This window comes from Aquiflexum gelatinilyticum (genome assembly GCF_024741135.1).
Taxonomy (GTDB): Bacteria; Bacteroidota; Bacteroidia; order Cytophagales; family Cyclobacteriaceae; genus Cognataquiflexum; species Cognataquiflexum gelatinilyticum.
In genome coordinates this window covers 64,110-81,957 of the sequence record NZ_JANSUY010000001.1, presented here as the reverse complement: position 1 = coordinate 81,957, position 17,848 = coordinate 64,110, and the positions used below count along the sequence as shown (strand labels likewise).

General features: G+C 42.4%; 14 protein-coding genes. 6 read left to right on the top strand and 8 right to left on the bottom strand.

What is annotated here, in order from left to right; translation table 11 throughout:
• Positions 1 to 2 precede the first annotated feature (2 nt).
• Positions 3 to 1,043: a zinc-binding alcohol dehydrogenase family protein gene (locus NU887_RS00310; RefSeq protein ID WP_258421352.1), complete on the top strand. Its 1,041-nt coding sequence runs from the start codon at positions 3 to 5 to the stop codon at positions 1,041 to 1,043.
• A 109-nt stretch (positions 1,044 to 1,152) separates the two neighbouring features.
• Here NU887_RS00310 and NU887_RS00305 read toward each other — a convergent pair whose 3' ends face one another.
• The 3 genes from NU887_RS00305 to NU887_RS00295 all read right to left on the bottom strand — a co-directional run bounded on the left by NU887_RS00305 (position 1,153) and on the right by NU887_RS00295 (position 3,560).
• On the bottom strand, positions 1,153 to 1,446 hold the full coding sequence (locus NU887_RS00305) for a DMT family transporter (protein WP_258421351.1): 294 nt from the start codon (positions 1,444 to 1,446) through the stop codon (positions 1,153 to 1,155).
• Between the two features lie 63 nt (positions 1,447 to 1,509).
• Positions 1,510 to 2,265: an LOG family protein gene (locus NU887_RS00300; RefSeq protein WP_258421350.1), complete on the bottom strand. Its 756-nt coding sequence runs from the start codon at positions 2,263 to 2,265 to the stop codon at positions 1,510 to 1,512.
• Between the two features lie 233 nt (positions 2,266 to 2,498).
• Positions 2,499 to 3,560, bottom strand: a complete 1,062-nt coding sequence (locus NU887_RS00295) for a DUF481 domain-containing protein (protein ID WP_258421349.1) — start codon at positions 3,558 to 3,560, stop codon at positions 2,499 to 2,501.
• Positions 3,561 to 3,656: 96 nt separating this feature from the next.
• Between NU887_RS00295 and NU887_RS00290 the strand changes: the two genes are divergently transcribed.
• Positions 3,657 to 4,589, top strand: a complete 933-nt coding sequence (locus tag NU887_RS00290; RefSeq protein WP_258421348.1) for a sugar phosphate isomerase/epimerase family protein — start codon at positions 3,657 to 3,659, stop codon at positions 4,587 to 4,589.
• Between the two features lie 91 nt (positions 4,590 to 4,680).
• Here NU887_RS00290 and NU887_RS00285 read toward each other — a convergent pair whose 3' ends face one another.
• Genes NU887_RS00285 through NU887_RS00275 form a run of 3 tightly spaced genes read right to left on the bottom strand, consistent with a single transcriptional unit; the run spans position 4,681 to position 6,530 of the window.
• Entirely contained in the window at positions 4,681 to 4,974 is a 294-nt protein-coding gene (locus NU887_RS00285) for a chaperone modulator CbpM (RefSeq protein WP_258421347.1), read from the bottom strand.
• Positions 4,961 to 5,875 carry a J domain-containing protein gene (locus NU887_RS00280; RefSeq protein WP_258421346.1) on the bottom strand — a complete coding sequence of 305 codons (915 nt, stop codon included), beginning with the start codon at positions 5,873 to 5,875 and terminating at the stop codon, positions 4,961 to 4,963. Before NU887_RS00280 ends, NU887_RS00285 begins: the two co-directional genes overlap by 14 nt.
• A 7-nt stretch (positions 5,876 to 5,882) precedes the next feature.
• The gene (locus tag NU887_RS00275; RefSeq protein ID WP_258421345.1) at positions 5,883 to 6,530 is read right to left on the bottom strand and encodes a Crp/Fnr family transcriptional regulator; all 648 of its coding nucleotides are present in this window, start codon (positions 6,528 to 6,530) and stop codon (positions 5,883 to 5,885) included.
• Positions 6,531 to 6,857: 327 nt separating this feature from the next.
• Between NU887_RS00275 and NU887_RS00270 the strand changes: the two genes are divergently transcribed.
• From NU887_RS00270 to NU887_RS00255, 4 genes are all read left to right on the top strand, one after another.
• Positions 6,858 to 7,268: a hypothetical protein gene (locus tag NU887_RS00270; protein ID WP_258421344.1), complete on the top strand. Its 411-nt coding sequence runs from the start codon at positions 6,858 to 6,860 to the stop codon at positions 7,266 to 7,268.
• Between the two features lie 91 nt (positions 7,269 to 7,359).
• A complete protein-coding gene (locus tag NU887_RS00265) occupies positions 7,360 to 9,852 on the top strand; it encodes a YbcC family protein (RefSeq protein ID WP_258421343.1) in 2,493 nt (830 codons plus the stop codon).
• Between the two features lie 2 nt (positions 9,853 to 9,854).
• Positions 9,855 to 11,735, top strand: coding sequence for a proton-conducting transporter transmembrane domain-containing protein (locus tag NU887_RS00260; RefSeq protein ID WP_258421342.1), 1,881 nt, complete (start codon positions 9,855 to 9,857; stop codon positions 11,733 to 11,735).
• Positions 11,736 to 11,744: 9 nt separating this feature from the next.
• Positions 11,745 to 13,391, top strand: a complete 1,647-nt coding sequence (locus tag NU887_RS00255; protein ID WP_258421341.1) for a SulP family inorganic anion transporter — start codon at positions 11,745 to 11,747, stop codon at positions 13,389 to 13,391.
• A gap of 98 nt (positions 13,392 to 13,489) precedes the next feature.
• Here NU887_RS00255 and NU887_RS00250 read toward each other — a convergent pair whose 3' ends face one another.
• Positions 13,490 to 14,926, bottom strand: coding sequence for an NADP-dependent isocitrate dehydrogenase (locus NU887_RS00250; RefSeq protein WP_258421340.1), 1,437 nt, complete (start codon positions 14,924 to 14,926; stop codon positions 13,490 to 13,492).
• 250 nt (positions 14,927 to 15,176) lie between these two features.
• Entirely contained in the window at positions 15,177 to 17,678 is a 2,502-nt protein-coding gene (locus NU887_RS00245) for a cation-translocating P-type ATPase (protein WP_258421339.1), read from the bottom strand.
• Positions 17,679 to 17,848 lie beyond the last annotated feature (170 nt).

Genomic DNA, 17,848 nt, shown 5'->3' with positions numbered 1-17,848 from the left:
CCATGAAAAAGCAAATAGAAATAAATGCCATCATACTGAAAGAACCGGGTCATCTGGAGAAAATACGGACAACCTTGGTTACTGAACTCAAGCCCGACGAGGTGCTTTTGAAAGTACACAGGATTGGGATCTGTGGTACAGATCTTCATGCTTTCCGTGGCAGGCAGCCGTTTTTCACTTATCCAAGGATTTTGGGACATGAACTCGGTGTCGAGGTTTTGGAAATTGGATCCGGTGTCACTGATTTGAAAATCGGGGACAGGTGTGCGGTAGAACCTTATTTCAACGCCAATCCCGACCAAGCCGTCCGAGCAGGCAAAACCAACTGTGGAGAAAACCTTTCCGTGTTTGGCGTTCATGAAGATGGTGGGATGCGGGAATTCATTGTTTTGCCTGCCAGATACCTCCATTCATCCGACAAACTCAGCTATGAACAGCTGGCACTGATCGAGACTTTAAGCATCGGATTCCATGCCATCAAGCGGGCGGATGTCAGGGAAGATGATAAAGTATTGGTAATCGGTGCGGGTCCAATCGGGCTTGCCACCATGCAGTTTGCCAAAATAAAAAAGGCAAAAGTGGCAGCTATGGACCTCAACCAAGAACGGCTTGAGTTTTGCAAAACCCACCTGAATGTAGAGAGACTGATCAATGCCAAATCAGAACAAGTCATGGCGGATATCAGAAAAATCTTTGACGGTGACTTACCGACAGTGGTCTTGGATGCTACGGGTAATCCACAATCCATGAAAAGCACTTTTGATTTTGTGGCCTTTGGTGGCAAAATCGTATTCATCGGTCTCTTTCAAGGTGATTTTACATTTTTTGATCCGCTTTTTCATAAGAAAGAAATCACCCTGATGGCTAGCAGGAATTCACTTGGGAAGGATTTTGACGAAATCATTAGCCTGGTAGAAAAAGGCATTCTGGACACAGGACCATGGGTCAGCCATCGGGTTTCCTTTCAGGATCTTCCCAAAAAATTTGAGTCTTTTCTGGATCCAAAGAATGGCGTGATCAAAGCGATGGTGGAATTGAAATAACAGAAAATACGCCCTGTCAGGTATTGGCCCGGACCTTTTTGGATCGGCTTAAATCCGGTCATTTCTCCGGATTGTATCAATGAGCTACTGCCTTCAGCCCTATAATGGATCATATCAAAGTAATCAGAAAAAATATCCGAAGAAAAGTAGCGGGTTCTTTGAAAACAAAGATCCCAATGAGAACTGTCCCCACTGCGCCAATTCCCGTCCAAACTGCATATGCTGTACCGATTGGCAACGTTTGTGTGGCCTTGATCAAAAGTCCCATGCTGATACCCAACGCGATAACAAAACCACCATACCATAAATACATTTCATTTCCTGAGGTGCCTTTGGCTTTTCCCAAACAGAAAGCAAATGCTACCTCGAATAATCCTGCAATGATTAATATGATCCAACTCATCTGTTTTTGTTTTTGTGCAAAAGTGATCAATACAAAGGCAGGAAAATTATTTTTGAGGCCTAATTACCCTTTCTCCCCCAAAATAGCAGCAGGCTTGATGACACCTTTTCTTTTTAGCCCATAGGCATCGATGGCATATTTGCGGACATGTTCCTCCATTTCTTCCACTGAATCAGTCAATAAAAACAATTCTACATCCTCTTTATTGATCGTGCCATATTCTGCGAGATGCTTGACATACGCATACAGGTCATGGTGAAAATCACTGCACATCAGCACGACCGGAAACCTACGCATGACTTTGGTCTGTATCAGGGTCAATGCTTCGAAAAATTCATCCAAAGTCCCGAAACCACCCGGCATGACCACAAAGGCGAAGCTATATTTGGAAAGCAGCACTTTTCTCACAAAAAAGAAATTGAAGTCCATCCACTTGTCGAGGTAAGGGTTTGGCCGCTGCTCAAAGGGCAGGATGATATTGCAGCCGATGGATTTGCCTCCGACATTTTTTGCACCCCTGTTGGCGGCTTCCATGATGCCGGGACCTCCGCCTGTCATGACAGTAAAACCCAATTTGCTGACTCTTTCTCCCACTTTGACTGCGAGTTTATAGAACTTATCGTTTTCTTCGAATCTTGCCGAACCAAATACGGTCACGCAGGGACCTACAAAGTGAAGCATCCTGAATCCCCTGATAAATTCCATCATGACTTTGATGACAAATTTGAAATCCTTCCATCTCGTCTGTGGACCTGCGTAAAATTCCTCTTCCTCAGGATTGACTAAGGGGGAAAATCCGGTAAAGCGTTCTTTTATCATGAGGTAAACATATTTATAAATCCAATACTTGACAAGAAAATTCAATTGGTTGACGGTACTCAATAAAAAAATATGGATAATTGAATAGTGTCCTTTGCGTAGTCAAAAACAGTCTGAAGTTTCAATCAAAAGGAATTATCCAATTGGAGAAATTTACTGGATATCCATTTTTCAGGTATGGGGACTAACATAAATAAGAAATATTCCCTATCTGAAAAAATGGGATTTCCCTATTACTTAAACTTATATCCAACATTGAATACGATACCATAATCAAAGTTGGTATTGCTTCCTTCGAGCGCCTGATTGTCATAGTTGGCATAGAACTGCAGTCCCAAATCCAGGTTGTTGATCACCTCCCAATTTACCCTCGTCTCACCGTCAAATCTTTTTCTTCCGTCCTGATTCAAACCAAAGAAGGCTTTTGGAAAAATGGTAAATGATAGGTTTGGCGCAGCATAGTGGAAATAATCCAATTTGAATTGAAGTGGGATTTCATAAAGGTTACCTGACGAATTTCCCTCAAGACTCCGCTCCTGGTTGATGACTGCACCGGATATCAACATTCCTTGAAGGTTGCTTTTGAAAAGAAACCTACGGCCAAGCCCAACAACCTGTTGGATACGGCTAGCCAATCCCAACTCGATATTTCTCTGGTAATTCAAACCTACACCGGCCGACAAAACCGAGTTTAAATTATAATAACCTCCCAGATTTATCTGTTCCCGATCCCTTGTTTTGATTCCTTGATTGTTTGTAAAAATGAAAGAACCGTTAAATTCTATCTGGTATTTTTGTTCTGTAAATCTCAGGTTCCAGTCAATATTAGACCTTCCAATGTCGCTTGATTTGGTGTAAGAATAACCCAATGCTACAGTTCCTTTTATCTTTTTGATAAATCTTTTTTCCAATGACACCAAATCGAAAATATTAACGATGGGATAGACCTTTTCCACAAAACCATCATCCACGATCACTTCACCATAAATTTTAGAAGGTTTCAACACCCCATAATAAACTACCTGATCTATGGTCTGGATCCTATAAGTAGCCATTGAAGCTTTGATGGTTTTGATTTTGTGGTATTTGACATTTTGTACTGAAAGGTCCATGTCATCAAATTGGATGATGCCCAAACTGATGCTATTCAACTTCCCGACCATGATCTGACCATTTCTTAGATAAAGGGTGTCCTTTTCCTGGGCATTGGCAATGAAGCTGACTGACAGCAAGTAAAAACAAATAAAAACAAGAAAAAGCCTTGAAATCATGGTCCAAAATATGAATTTATTCAATCATAATAGTTTGATCTAAAATTATTTTAACCAAAATTGAATAAGGAATTCCCCATTGATTTTTGCTGATAGCATTTCAAATCAAATCTTAAAAACATGAACAGACGCACATTTTCCAAAGTGACTTCACTAACCCTTATCGGATCTGGCTTAATGGCTGCTTTTCCTTCATTGGCTACTGATTTCAAAGCCAAAAGCAAACTACGGCTTGGAGGACCGCTGTTTGAAAAATTTGATTCTCCTGAAACTTGGGTGGCTGCTGTGAAAAACACCGGCTACAGAGCGGCTTATTGCCCTATTGGATTGGATGCCGGTAAGGATGACATCAAAGCCTACAAAAAAGCAGCCGACAAAGCGGATATACTCATTGCGGAAGTGGGTGCTTGGTCCAATCCCATCAGCCCTGACAAAAAAACCGCCAAAGAAGCCTTTGAAAAATGTACGGCATCACTTGACCTCGCAGATCAGATTGAAGCTAAGTGCTGTGTTAATATCTCCGGGTCAAAGGATGCGGAAATTTGGGCAGGTCCTCACCAAGACAATTTCTCGGAAGATACTTTTGACCTGATTGTGGAGACGACGAGGAAAATCATCGATCAGGTCAAACCAAAAAACACCTTTTACACCTTGGAAGCCATGCCCTGGATTTTTCCTGAATCGGCAGATTCCTATCTCCGGTTGATCAAAGCCATCGACCGCAAAGCTTTTGCTGTCCACTTAGACCCGGTCAATATGGTGACAAGTCCTGCCCTTTTCTTTAGAAATGGAGATATGATTAAAGACTGCTTCAAAAAACTTGGCCCATATATCAAAAGTTGTCACGCCAAAGATCTGATTCTAAAAAAACAGACCTTCATGCCACAGTTTGACGAGGTGCAGCCCGGTCTTGGTCAGATGAATTACAGGGTATTCTTAAGCGAACTGGCCAAATTCCCGGAAGTTCCCCTGATGATGGAGCATCTGCAAACTGCTGAACAATACAAAGCAGGTGCGGAATATATCTTGGGAGTGGAAAAGGAAATAAGCTGATAAGCCTTTTCCAAAAAATGGAGGATTATTTATTGACAAAAAGGGAAATCATGGAATCGGGTGGATTTCTTTTTTGAAGGAGATTGGATCCCTATTTTTCCCATTTCCTCAATTTCTTTATCAAAGTGAAATTCTCCTCTTGCAGTTTTTCAATTTTATCCAAAAGCCCCATCACCACCTCCACACCTTCAGGGCTCAGATCAAGGTCTTTGTATAGCCTCACGATTTGTTCCATCCGGGTAAGAGCCTTTTCTTCCAGAAAAAATTCCGCTTCCTCTTCCACGATTTCGACCAACCCGAGTTCTTGAAAAGTGAAAACCAACTTGGATTCTATGCCATGGTATTGGCAGAAAGTTTGGATGCTGATGTGGTTAATTCGTTCCATGGGTTTTGAGTTTGGCTAATTGTTCGAAAAGTACTTTTTCCTGCTCCGTGATGTTTTTTGGGATTTCTACTTTGTAAGTAACATAAAGGTCTCCAAATTTTCCTTCCTCTTTGTACACCGGAAAACCTTTTCCTTTCAGCCTGACTTTGGTGTCGTTTTGAGTTCCGGGGATGAGTCTGAGTTTGACTTTACCGTCCATCGTAGACACTGTGATCTCTCCTCCCAATATAGCGGTATACAGGTCTACATTGATCTTTGAATATAAATCGTTGCCTTCCCTGACAAAGTCAGTATCGTTTTTGATCACAAATTGGATATACAGATCTCCTTTTGGTCCTCCGTTGATACCTTCGCCGCCGTAGCCTCGGATCTTGATGGTCTGCCCATCTTCTACTCCGGCAGGGATAGTCAATCTGATATTTTTCCCGTCAATGGTCAGTGTTTGCTTTTGGGATTGGTATACATCAGATAGCTTTAAATGCAATTCAGCTTTGTAATCTACTCCTTTGTATTTGACATTTTCCCTGCCTGAACTTTGGAAACCTGCGCCACCCCCAAACATGGAACTGAAAAAATCTGAAAAATCCTCCTCAGTATAATGCCCTGAATAGGCCCTGCTGCTTCCTTGTTCTCTTGGTCTAGATTGGCGAGCTCCACTTTTTTCAAACTCCTCAGCATGCTTCCAATCCTTTCCGTATTGGTCGTATTTCTTTCTTTTTTCAGGATCACTGAGCACTTCATTGGCTTCGTTGACCTGTTTGAATCTTGCTTCGGCGGTTTTGTCATTGGGATTGAGGTCAGGATGGTATTTCCTTGCAAACTTCCTGTAGGCTTTTTTGATGTCCTCAGGACTTGCATTTTTATCAATCTCCAAAATTTTATAGTAATCTATAAAGTCCATTTTGCTTTCAGTTTATCAATTCAATCTGATTTCTACCGATTATTACTGTTCCGTTTTGTTCCAGTTTTTTGAGCAACCTTCCCACTACCTCACGGGAGGTGTTAAGTTCCCCCGCAATCTGCTGATGGGTAGCCTTTATGATGTTGGAATTGTTGGCCTCTACAGATTTGCGAAGGTAGGCGAGCAACCTTTCATCCATTTGGTGAAAAGCGATTTCCTCCACGACCTTAAGCAATTCTTCAAACTTTTCCTGATAACTGTCCATGACAAAGTAGTACCAGGATTTATATTTGAACATCCACTCATCAAGCTTTTTGATAGGAAGAACGATCGCTGTGGTGTCTTCTATGGGTATGGCTTTGATCTTGGAATGTCCTTCCCTTGCCGAACAGATGAGCGTAATGGCACATGCCTCCCCTTCCTTCAGGTAGTATAAAAAAATCTCATGGTCATCCTCATCCTCTCGGAAGATCTTGACGGTTCCTTTGACTATCAGGGGAATCAGTTCTACCCTCTGCCCGATATCCATCATAAGTTCGCCTTCGGGAAAAAGAACCAACTGACCTTCTTTGATTATTTCCTGGAATAGTTCATTTTCAAATTGAGGAAAATTGGCTTTCAAAAGCCCTTTGAAGTCACCTTTTGCACCCATCATAATTTCATTTTTTTTGAATATGATTCCCTTCCTCCTGTCAAAATATCCTACTGTAATTTAACCTTTTAAAAGCCAAAAAAATATTAATCTGACTATTAAAAAGGTCTCCTTTAACAAATAATTTCGATATCTTATCGCGAATTCAGTATAGTTAAGCCTTTTCAAAATAAGGAAGTGAAATGGGCTATTTATGTAATTTTTGGCACAAAAACGGAAAACTTTGTCCGCTATCTTTATATCCTGAAAAATCTATAAAATATATTTTCCAAAATATTCGGTGGATTTCATTTCGGAATTAATTAGATTTCGAGCTTGATATTGAAAATAATGTTAAAGAAATCTTTTAACAGCTTCACAACCAAAAGGAGTGCTTTACAGCCTTTCCTTTGGGCAATGTTGCTGGTATTGGGTTTTCATTTGACACATATTTCCCAGTTTCAGGTTGAAAAAAATGAAGGTACTTTTTATGAAATAAGCAATACCAAGGTTTCTTCACCTTGCCTCAACCTTCAAAACCTACACCATTCCGACTTTGCCACTTTCGAAACGGAAGAAAAAGAGGAAAAATCCGAAACTGAATCAAACATTGGACTGGGATTTGGAAGTATAAATTCATTTTCAGCGATAAGCTTTTTTCTTGTTTCAGGTGCTTCAATCAAATCACTGAAAATACCTTCCAAAGAAGGGAAGGCGCCACTATACATTTTGTTTAAGAATTTCAGAGTCCATTTAGCATAAGTTTTTTGCCTTTTTAAGGCTTTCTTTTAGGGCCTCCTTTTTGTCCTGCCCTACACCCATACTATTTTATTACCCATCTAAATTAAGACAAATGACGCCACACGTGTCATCTGACCTACATCATGTCATCCATGAATTGGGTCATTTCCTACCTGCACAGGCTCCGCTTAAGGACTTTGTGCACCACAATACCCTACACGCTTTTCAGCATCTTCCCTTTCATGAAGCACTGCAGACGGCCGCAGAAAATTTTGGCTACAAGACTTATCTTTCTGTGGAATCTTTCCGGGAACTGTATGCCAAAAACAAAATAAACGAAGATATCCTCGACAGGGTAATCCTTGCTCACAAAGGCAAAAAAGAATCGGCCAAATGGAAGGATGCCATGCTTCACAAAGACTGTAAAAAACAACCCGATGCCATTGTCGGGAGGATTAGGAAAGTCTGGCAAAGCCATTACCATGTCAATCTCGATAAGGAAACGCATACGACACTATTCAGGATGCTGGGAAGCTATCTTGACCAAGGGATAGCGATCTGGAAATTCCCGGTGCCTTCCAAAGGATTTCTTACCGCCATCCGCAACCTCGAATCCAACAGCTTCACCAACCTTTTCAAAACTGAACGGGCAAAAATCCTGCTTTTCGACCCCCAAACCAAACTGGAGGACCTGCTTGATATTTTGGTGGGAAGCAAAGTCTATTTCAGGCAATACCTATTTGACCAGCAGTTTGCCCATCCGGGATGGTCGGGTATGGTGGCGGTATTGGAACATCAGCCACAGAGTTTGTTGGATAAAAAATCCATCAGCCTAAACGACCTGATATTTGTTGAGTGCCTGCTTGAGATCGATGCGCTTGACAGGCGACTGGGAGAGAATTGGGATCCCTTGGTCAAACATCTGCCGGAAGACCTTCTACCGATTCTGACCAAAACGGAGGGAAAAGAATACTACGAAGTCCTCAAAATGTGGCAGGAAGCTTTCGAATGGACCTATTTTGACCAAGTCATCCGAGGACTTCAACTCAGCCACGAAAAGGATTTCAAGAAGGAAGCCACCTCATTTCAGGCACTTTTTTGCATAGATGACCGGTGCTGTTCAGTCAGAAGGTATATCGAGCGGTTTGCGCCAGATAGCCAGACTTTTGGCACGGCTGGGTTTTTCAACATCCCGTTTTTCTTCCAGCCTGAGCACGGCAAGTTTATGACCAAAGTATGTCCTGCACCGGTGACGCCTACACATGTCATCCGAGAATCTGAGGCCAAACTTCGGCATGAAAAAGACTCCCATTTCAGTAAACATTCGAAAGGAATATTTGGAGGATGGGCTATTTCCCAGACCATGGGTTTTTGGTCGGCTGTGAAAATGGCCAAAAACATCTTCCGTCCCGGTCCTACTTCTGCAATGGTTTCTTCTTTCAGCCATATGGATCCAAAGGGGAAACTGAGTATCGAATGCAAGTCTACAGACCATAAATATCATGGACTTCAGGTAGGTTTTACCCTGGAAGAAATGACCAATAGTCTGGAAGGATTGCTGAAGGGCATCGGACTTGTCAAGAACTTTGCTCCTTTGGTATACATCTTTGGACACGGTGCCAGCTCGGTAAACAATACACATTATGCCGGCTATGACTGCGGTGCCTGCAGCGGCCGATCCGGCTCGGTCAATGCACGAGTGGGAGCTTACTTTGGCAACCATCCGGAAGTCAGAAAAGCCCTGGAAGAAAGAGGAATCAGCATTCCTGTCGCCACCCAATTTGTAGGAGGATTACATGATACCACAAGGGATGAGATGGAATTTTATGACCTCGATGTTTTGACTGAAGACAATATGCTCCGTCACCAGAATAATCTCCAGACTTTTGAAATCGCTTTGGATTACAATGCAAAGGAAAGATCAAGAAGATTTGACACAGTGGATTCTACCCAGGAAGCCGCCAAAGTTCATGAGAAGGTCAAGTTGAGGGCTTTGTCGCTCTTTGAACCAAGGCCTGAATGGAACCATGCGACCAATGCACTGTGTGTGATCGGGAAAAGAGAATCCAACAAGCACCTGTTTTTGGATAAAAGAGCCTTCCTCAATTCCTATGATTATGGCATCGATCCGGAAGGGAAATACCTCTTAAACATCGTCAAAGCTGTGGCCCCGGTATGTGGCGGGATCAACCTCGAGTATTATTTCTCCAGGGTAGACAATCAACGGCTTGGGGCAGGGAGCAAACTTCCCCATAATGTCATGGGACTCATAGGTGTAGCAAACGGTATTGATGGGGACCTGAGACCCGGTTTACCAAGACAGATGATCAATATCCATGATCCGCTCCGGATCCTGATCACCGTAGAGCATTTTCCCGAAACCGTGCTCAAAACCATCAAAACCCATGATGCAACCTATGAGTGGTTTGCCAATGAATGGGTGAGACTGGTGGCGATCCATCCTGAGACAAAGGAAGCTTTCCTGTTTAAAGGAGGAGAATTTATCCCTTACCTGCCACTTGCCAAGCAAATTGAAAAAGTTCAAAATCTGGATGAACTATTGGTATCGACTTCTGAAAATTTACCTGTCTACTTGCTGAGCTAATTATGGAAAACCAGATCATCATCAGCAGCTTTGTAATCATTCCATTTGTGGGATTTCTGCTATCCCTATTGATTCCTGAAAAAAATGAGCTTGGGCTCTCACGGATGGCATTCTTCACCATCAGTCTGCAACTTGCTTCCATCTTGGGGTATATCGGGTATTGGCTTATTGTCCTCCGGGCACGACCGGTAAATATCCCCGAATTCGTCTTGTACCAACATCACGATTATGAATTTCTGATTGACTTTTACTTTGACAAAGTGACTGCGGTATATCTCTTTGTCGGTGCATTTGTCACCTTCCTCATCACCCAATACAGCAAGTATTACCTGCATTTGGAGGAGGGGTATAAGCGATTCTTCAACTCCATCCTTTTCTTCTATCTCGCCTATAACCTGACCGTGTTGGCAGGAAATTTCGAGACGCTGTTTATCGGATGGGAGATGTTGGGAATATCTTCCTTCTTGTTGATTGCCTTTTACCGCAACAGGTACCTCCCGGTAAGGAATGCTGTGAAGGTGTTTTCCATCTACCGAATCGGAGACATTGGGATCATCCTGGCCATGTGGGCAAGCCATCACCTTTGGCACGAAAACATCACCTTCCTGAAGCTGAACAATGAACAACTTGTCATCGAGCACCTTTCGCAACATGGAGGCATCGGGCTCTTTATAGCCTTGGGAATACTGGTAGCAGCAGCCGCCAAGTCAGCTCAATTACCGTTTTCTTCTTGGCTGCCAAGGGCCATGGAAGGTCCCACACCTTCGAGTGCGATTTTCTATGGATCGCTTTCAGTGCATTTTGGGGTTTTCCTATTGCTTAGGACATTCCCATTTTGGGAACATCAGATTACAGCGCGGGTTTTAATTGGGTTACTTGGCCTGGCGACCACCTTAGTGGCATACCCTATAGCCCGGGTCCAATCGACTATCAAATCCCAGATTGCCTATGCTTCCATTGCCCAGATTGGGATCATGTTTATCGAGGTGGCTTTGGGACTCCAGGTATTGGCACTGATCCATTTTGCAGGCAATGCATTCCTTAGAACCTACCAGCTTTTGGTATCTCCTTCAGTCGTGAGTTATATGATCAGGGATCAGTTTTACCATTTCAAGCCAAAGGAAATCAGTGTAGAAGATACATTTCCCAAGAGGCTTGAATACAGCCTTTTTATCCTTTCACTTAAGGAATGGAATCTGGATGTCTTTATGAACAGGTGGGTTTTTTCACCCATCAAAAAGGTCGGTAGTAAATTGGATTTTCTTACCCCAAAAAATCTCCTGTTGTATTTTCTACCCATGTACGGCGTAGGGCTGTACCTCTATTTTCACCAAGAATACCTTCCTGAAGGAATACAGGTATTTATACCCGGCACCTTCGCCTTTATCGGGATGATGATGGTATTCAAGGCTTTTTCTGAGCGGAACTACCCCAGACTGGCTTGGATGCTGGTGATGGCAAACCACTTCTGGATTGCACTTGCCGTGTCCTTCAATGAGACCTTTGATTACAATCAAACCCTGATTTACCTCAGTGGAGTAACGGTCTTTGGCATCTTGGGATATGTGATATTGGAATACCTCAGGAAAAAAGAGCCGACGTATTTTGACATGAACCAATATTACGGACATGTCTATGAATACCGAATTCAGGCATTGTTATTCCTGATTGCCACCTTGGGATTAATGGCATTCCCTATCTCCCCCACATTTATCGGAGTGGATTTGATCTTCAGCCATATCCATGAGGACCAATACCTCCTTGCATTCTTTGACTCTGCAAGCTTTATCATTGGGGGCATTGCCCTGATCAGGATTTATTCCCGCCTATTCCTAGGCCCACACATCAAAAATTACCACGAAAAAGCACTCAAATCTTCTTAACCCACACCCATGAAGACGCACAAATTTCAAATCCCTTTGACCGGAATTGCCGGACTCAAACAAAACTGGAAGTCAGACCTAACTTCAGGTTTCCTAGTATTTCTTATCGCTTTACCTCTTTGTCTAGGCATCTCCATGGCATCGGGCTTTCCGCCGGTTGCGGGGATTTTCACAGCCATCATAGGTGGTTTGGTGGTAAGCTTCCTTGGAGGCTCACAGCTGACGATCAAAGGCCCCGCGGCGGGTCTAATCATTATTGCCCTTGGTGCAGTGACCGAATTGGGCCAAGGGGATCCGATGCTTGGATACAAACTGACTTTAGCCGTGGTCGTAGCGGCAGGAATCCTACAGGTGATATTTGGTTGGATAAAGTCCGGGGTTTTGGCTGATTTCTTCCCTTCATCGGCAGTACATGGAATGCTTGCGGCAATCGGGATCATCATCATTGCCAAGCAATTGTTTACCATGATCGGCGTCAAGCCTGAGGCGAGTGAAACCTTAGAGCTGTTTGCAGAACTTCCGCATGCCTTCAGCGAACTCAATCCTGAAATCGCCCTGATCGGATTTATAAGTCTGCTGATTTTATTTCTTTTTCCTTTATTCAAAAACAAGTATATCAGAATGATACCTGCACCTCTGCTTGTGATTTTGATTGCTATTCCTATCGGAAGGTATTTTGACCTTGAGCATGAGCACAGTTATTTGTTTTTGGATGGACATGAATATACCATCGGTCCAAAATTTCTGGTTACTTTACCTGACAACTTGCTTTCGGCCATCACCTTCCCTGATTTCTCCCAAGTATTTTCGATGGTATCCATAAAATACATCATCATGTTTGCTTTGGTGGGAAGTCTGGAGTCTTTGCTAAGCACCAAAGCCATCGATGGATTGGATCCTTTCAAGAGAAAATCGAATATGAACAAAGACCTGATGGGAGTTGGAATAGGAAACACTTTAGCCGGCTTTATCGGAGGGCTACCAATGATCTCAGAAATCGTCCGTAGCTCTGCCAACATCAATAACGGTGGCAAAACATCCTGGTCAAATTTCTTCCACGGTATGTTCCTTCTGATCTTTGTGGCTTTTTTTCCAAACCTGATACATCAAATCCCTTTAGCTGCATTGGCGGCGATGTTGGTCTATACCGGTTTCAAATTAGCTTCTCCCCAGTCATTTTACAGTACCTACAAAATCGGTAAAGAGCAGCTCGCTGTTTTCCTAGTAACCATTGTGTTTACACTGGCCACTGATTTATTGGTTGGTATTGGAGTAGGTATTCTGACCAAGTTTATCATCCACCTTGCCAATGGACTTCCCTTAAAATACATTTTCAAACCCTTGTTTACTGTGAGCGAAAACGGAAATGAATTTACAGTAGACGTTTTCCATTCTGCGGTATTTAGCAATTACATCAAGCTTAAAAAATCCCTGGATGCGCTTCCTAGAGAAAAAACCATACGCATCGATTTTAGCAATGCGAATTTGGTAGACCATACTGTGCTGGAAAATCTACACCACTACCAGCATGATTATGAGCATAACGGTGGGCATTTTATCCTTTGTGGAATGGACCATTTGAAGAAAAATTCAGACCATCATTTATCAGGAAGAAAGCTAAAAACAAAAAAGAAACATAATACTATAATTCATTGAAAACTAGGCTTGGAAACGAGTAAGACTTGGTTCCTTTTGAATTAATTTCAAAAAAAGGATGTGGATATAACCCACACCCTTTTTTTGAAATTAAGAATTTATTGGCCTTGACCCAAAGAAAACCCTTGAACTCCATCAAAAAAGTATAGGTTTTCTGTTTTGATTACATCAATGTCCAATTGAGAGGCCTTTGAAAGCAGTTCGATGATATTTCCTTTTGTAAGTAACCCACCTTGTTTTGGTTTGAATCTACATCTCCAATGGTCTGTGCAGAAGGTTTCTTCAAATCCCTCAGGCCATACCTTGATCCCTCTGTTGGTAATCATGGAAAGGCCGATATCTGAAAAATTCATTTTTTGAAGCATGCCTGCCAACTCATCCGCATCGGTACCATTCCAATGGACAAAAATATCCACTCCCACCAATTCTTTTTTGGCTGCCTGCTTTTTCTGGTATTTAGGCAATACCATCGGAATATTTTTGTCATAATGGACAGCCGGGAAAACCTGTGGCTTTTGACCCAACCTGCCGATCACTGCCGCCGCAAATTCTTTGGTTCCAACATTCTCTTTACTTACGCCTTCTTTAAAAATATCGTAAGTATGGATCCCGTCTTCTATTGTTTTGAGCCATGCATTTTGGACTTTCTCCGCGACATCTGACTGTCCGATGTGGTTGAGCATCATGATGGCACCCTGAAGTAGCCCTGAAGGATTTGCCAGGTTTTGACCGGCCCTGCGAGGCGCCGAACCATGAATCGCTTCAAACATGGCACATTCCTCTCCGATATTAGCTGATCCTGCAAGACCCACCGAACCTGTGATCTGTGCTGCAACATCAGACAAAACATCACCATAGAGGTTTGGCATGACCAAAACGTCAAATGCCTCAGGACTATCAGCTAACTTGGCTGCGCCAATATCTATGATCCAATGTTCATTTTCTATATCAGGATATTCTTTTGCGATTTCATCAAAAACTTTATGGAAAAGGCCGTCAGTCTGCTTCATGATATTGTCTTTGGTGAAGCAGGTCACTTTTTTTCTGTTCTGCTGTCTTGCATATTCAAAAGCATACCGTACAATTTTTTCACAACCCGGAAGGCTGATCAATTTAAGGCATTGTACTACCTCATCGGTCTGCTGATGCTCAATACCTGCATACAGATCTTCCTCATTTTCGCGCACGATCACGACATCCATCACAGGATGCTTGGTTGCAACAAAGGGGTGTAAACTTCTGCAGGGCCTTACATTGGAATAAAGGCCCAAGAACTTTCTGGTAGTCACATTCAGACTTTTGTATCCGCCACCCTGGGGTGTGGTAATCGGAGCCTTCAAAAAAACCTTGTTTCTTCGGATGACATCCCATGAGGAATTTGCGATTCCTGAAGTGTTTCCGGAAAGGTACACTTTCTCCCCTACCTCGATTTCTTCAATTTCAATCTGGGCACCGGCTGCTAAAATAATGTCCAAGGTAGCATCCATTATTTCAGGCCCAATCCCATCGCCTTTGGCTATTGTAATTTTTTTCATTTGGAGGATATATTTGGTTCACCCAAATTTCCTACAAAATAAACATAAATTAAAGTTTATGTTTTTAATTAATATTATAAAAATTTTTTATGAAAAAATATTTTAGAATTTTCATCAGACAAAACCCGAAATTGAGGTTCTCATTTTTTATTCCGATTAGCGTTCCTTACTCGGGCCACCCATATTTGATCCCGATGGGATCATTCGCTGCCAATGTTTGTATCCCCACAAACATCCTCATTCTGAATTTTCAATTCATCATTAATGATTTCCCTACCTTTTTCCTTTTAAAAAATTTCCAAACCTCTATCCAAAATACCCCTAAAGAAGAAATCAGCAAGGAATAGAGCAGGGTATTGAAGCTCACGGCTTCAAAATCAAACACCTTCAAAAAGGAAGGAATGGTCAAAATCAAAACCAAAAGCGCAAGTGAAATTCCCAATACAATCGGAACAAGTTTATTTTCGTAAGTCAAAGTTTTAACTACTGAAAAATAGAATGACCTGTTCACAAGTGTCAGAAAGATATTACTGAACACCAAAGTGGAGAAAATCAAAGTCCTGACCGTTGCTTCGCTATTTCCGGAATTCATCAGAAAATACCCAAAACCCAAACAAGCCCCGGTAATTGCCAGACCTTGAACCACACTCAAAGAGAGTTCTGACCAAGAAAAGAAAGTCTGAGACATCACCCTAGGCGGCTTGTTCATGGAATCCGGCTCGATCGGTTCATTTTCAAATACGATGGAACAGGTCGGCCCCATGATCAGTTCAAGAAAAATTACATGTATCGGAGTAAAAATCACGGTAAACTCCCAACCCAAAACCAAAGGCAACAATACTATCAAAATGATGGGAATATGGATGGAAATGATGTATTGGATGGCTTTTTTGAGGTTTTCATAGATCCGTCTACCCAGTGCAACTGCTTCGGTCATGTGTCCCAAATCGTCATCCACCAGCACCAAAGCTGCGGCAGACTTAGCCACTTCGCTTCCCCGCTTTCCCATTGCGATGCCGATATGGGCAGCTTTGAGGGCAGGTCCATCATTAACCCCGTCTCCGGTCATGGCGACCACTTCCCCGTTTTGCTTGAGGGCTTCGACTACTTTGAGTTTGGCTTCCGGAAACATCCGTGCGAAAACATGGGTTTGCTTCGCTTTTTGCTGAAGTTCAGAGGACTCCATTGCCATGACTTCATCTCCGGTCAATATGGCCCCATCGGATTTCAATCCAACCTGCTCGGCAATTGCTGCGGCAGTTTGGGGATAGTCTCCGGTGATCATTTTTACTTCAATTCCTGCTTTGTAAAATGAATTCAGGACTTTCTCGATATTTTTCTTTGGAGGATCATAAAAAGCCAATAAGCCCAAAAACTCAAATTCGAATTCCTGTTGCGTCTTTGGGAAGGCATTTATGGATGGATCTGCTTTGCCAACTGCCAAAACCCTGAAACCTTTTTGTGTGAATTTTTCCACATTTTCCAAAACAGTTTTCTTTTCTGACCCTGACAATTTGGATTGATCTAATACTCCCTCCACAGCGCCTTTGACAGCAATGACTTTTTCCCCATTTCCTTTTTGAAAAATATGTGTCATGATCGGCGGCTTGCCACCAAGTGGATATTCATGAAGCATTTTGGCGGACTTTCTTTCATCACTTGGCGCCACCTTTTCATAAATTTCGTGAATGGATTTTTCCATTGGGTCAAATGGAAGGATTTCCGAAGCCCAAAGGGCGTATTCCAATGTTTGACTGAATTCAGGCATATCTTGGGTAAAATCCTGGAGACTTCCTTTTTCAATATCAAAAATCGCCCGAAGCTCCATCCTATTCTCGGTCAAGGTTCCTGTCTTATCTGTACAGATAATTGTTGCGGCACCAAGGGTTTCTACTGTATAGGGACTTCTGGTAATGACTTTGTTTTTGTAAAGACGGTAAGCACCAAGAGCCATAAAAGTGCTAAATGCGACAGGTATTTCCTCAGGCAAAATCGACATCGCTAAAGTCAATCCCTGAAGTAAAGCATTCAGAAGGTCTTTGGAAATCATGTAATTGATTCCCCATACTAATAAAAAAGCAATGGCACCAAAACTGACCATGTACCGGACAAAGCTTTTGATCTGGGTCTGCAGTGGGGTTTTGGTCTGTTCGATTTCCTCCAAACTTGTCCCTATTTTCCCCAATTTGGTGTTCCTGCCTATTGCATGGACCTCTGCGACGCAGTTGCCGGTATCGACCAAGGTACCCTGAAAAATAATAGGAGGATCCGAATCCCGGTCCTTGGAGAGGGAAAGGGATTCTCCTGTCAGTATACTTTCATTGACAGAAAAATCATGTGCTTCAACGATCTTCGCATCAGCCGGAATCAAGTTTCCATCTTCTACCAAGATCAGGTCTTTTACCACGATCTCTTCGGTTGGGATTTTGATTATTTCGCCATTTCGGTAAACTTTCGCTTGGGGACTGGATAACTTCTTGAGCGCATTGACAGCATTTCGACTCTTGTTTTCCTGAAAAATAGAAATCCCCGAAACCAACCCGATGGCCACGAACATGATGATTCCCTCGGTAGTTTCTCCAAGAATAAAGTATATTGAGGAGGCAACAAGTAAAATAACAAACAGAGGCTCTTTGATGATTTCAAGTAAAATTCCCCAAATAGGATTTTTGGTTTTTTCACCCATTTCATTGGTTCCAAAAGTCTTACGGTTTGCGATTACTTGCTGATCACTGAGGCCTTTGTATTCCATAATTATCTAAAAATCAATGCGGAATCCAATTTAACATTTAATGGACTAATTACACCAAACATTTTTTTTACTGCAATGGAAAAGAAGGAATAGCAAGAGGTACAGATAATAATTGAGGAATGTTTTCTCTTTTCCGAAACGTACGCTAGGGTTTTCCAAGAGTAGGAAAG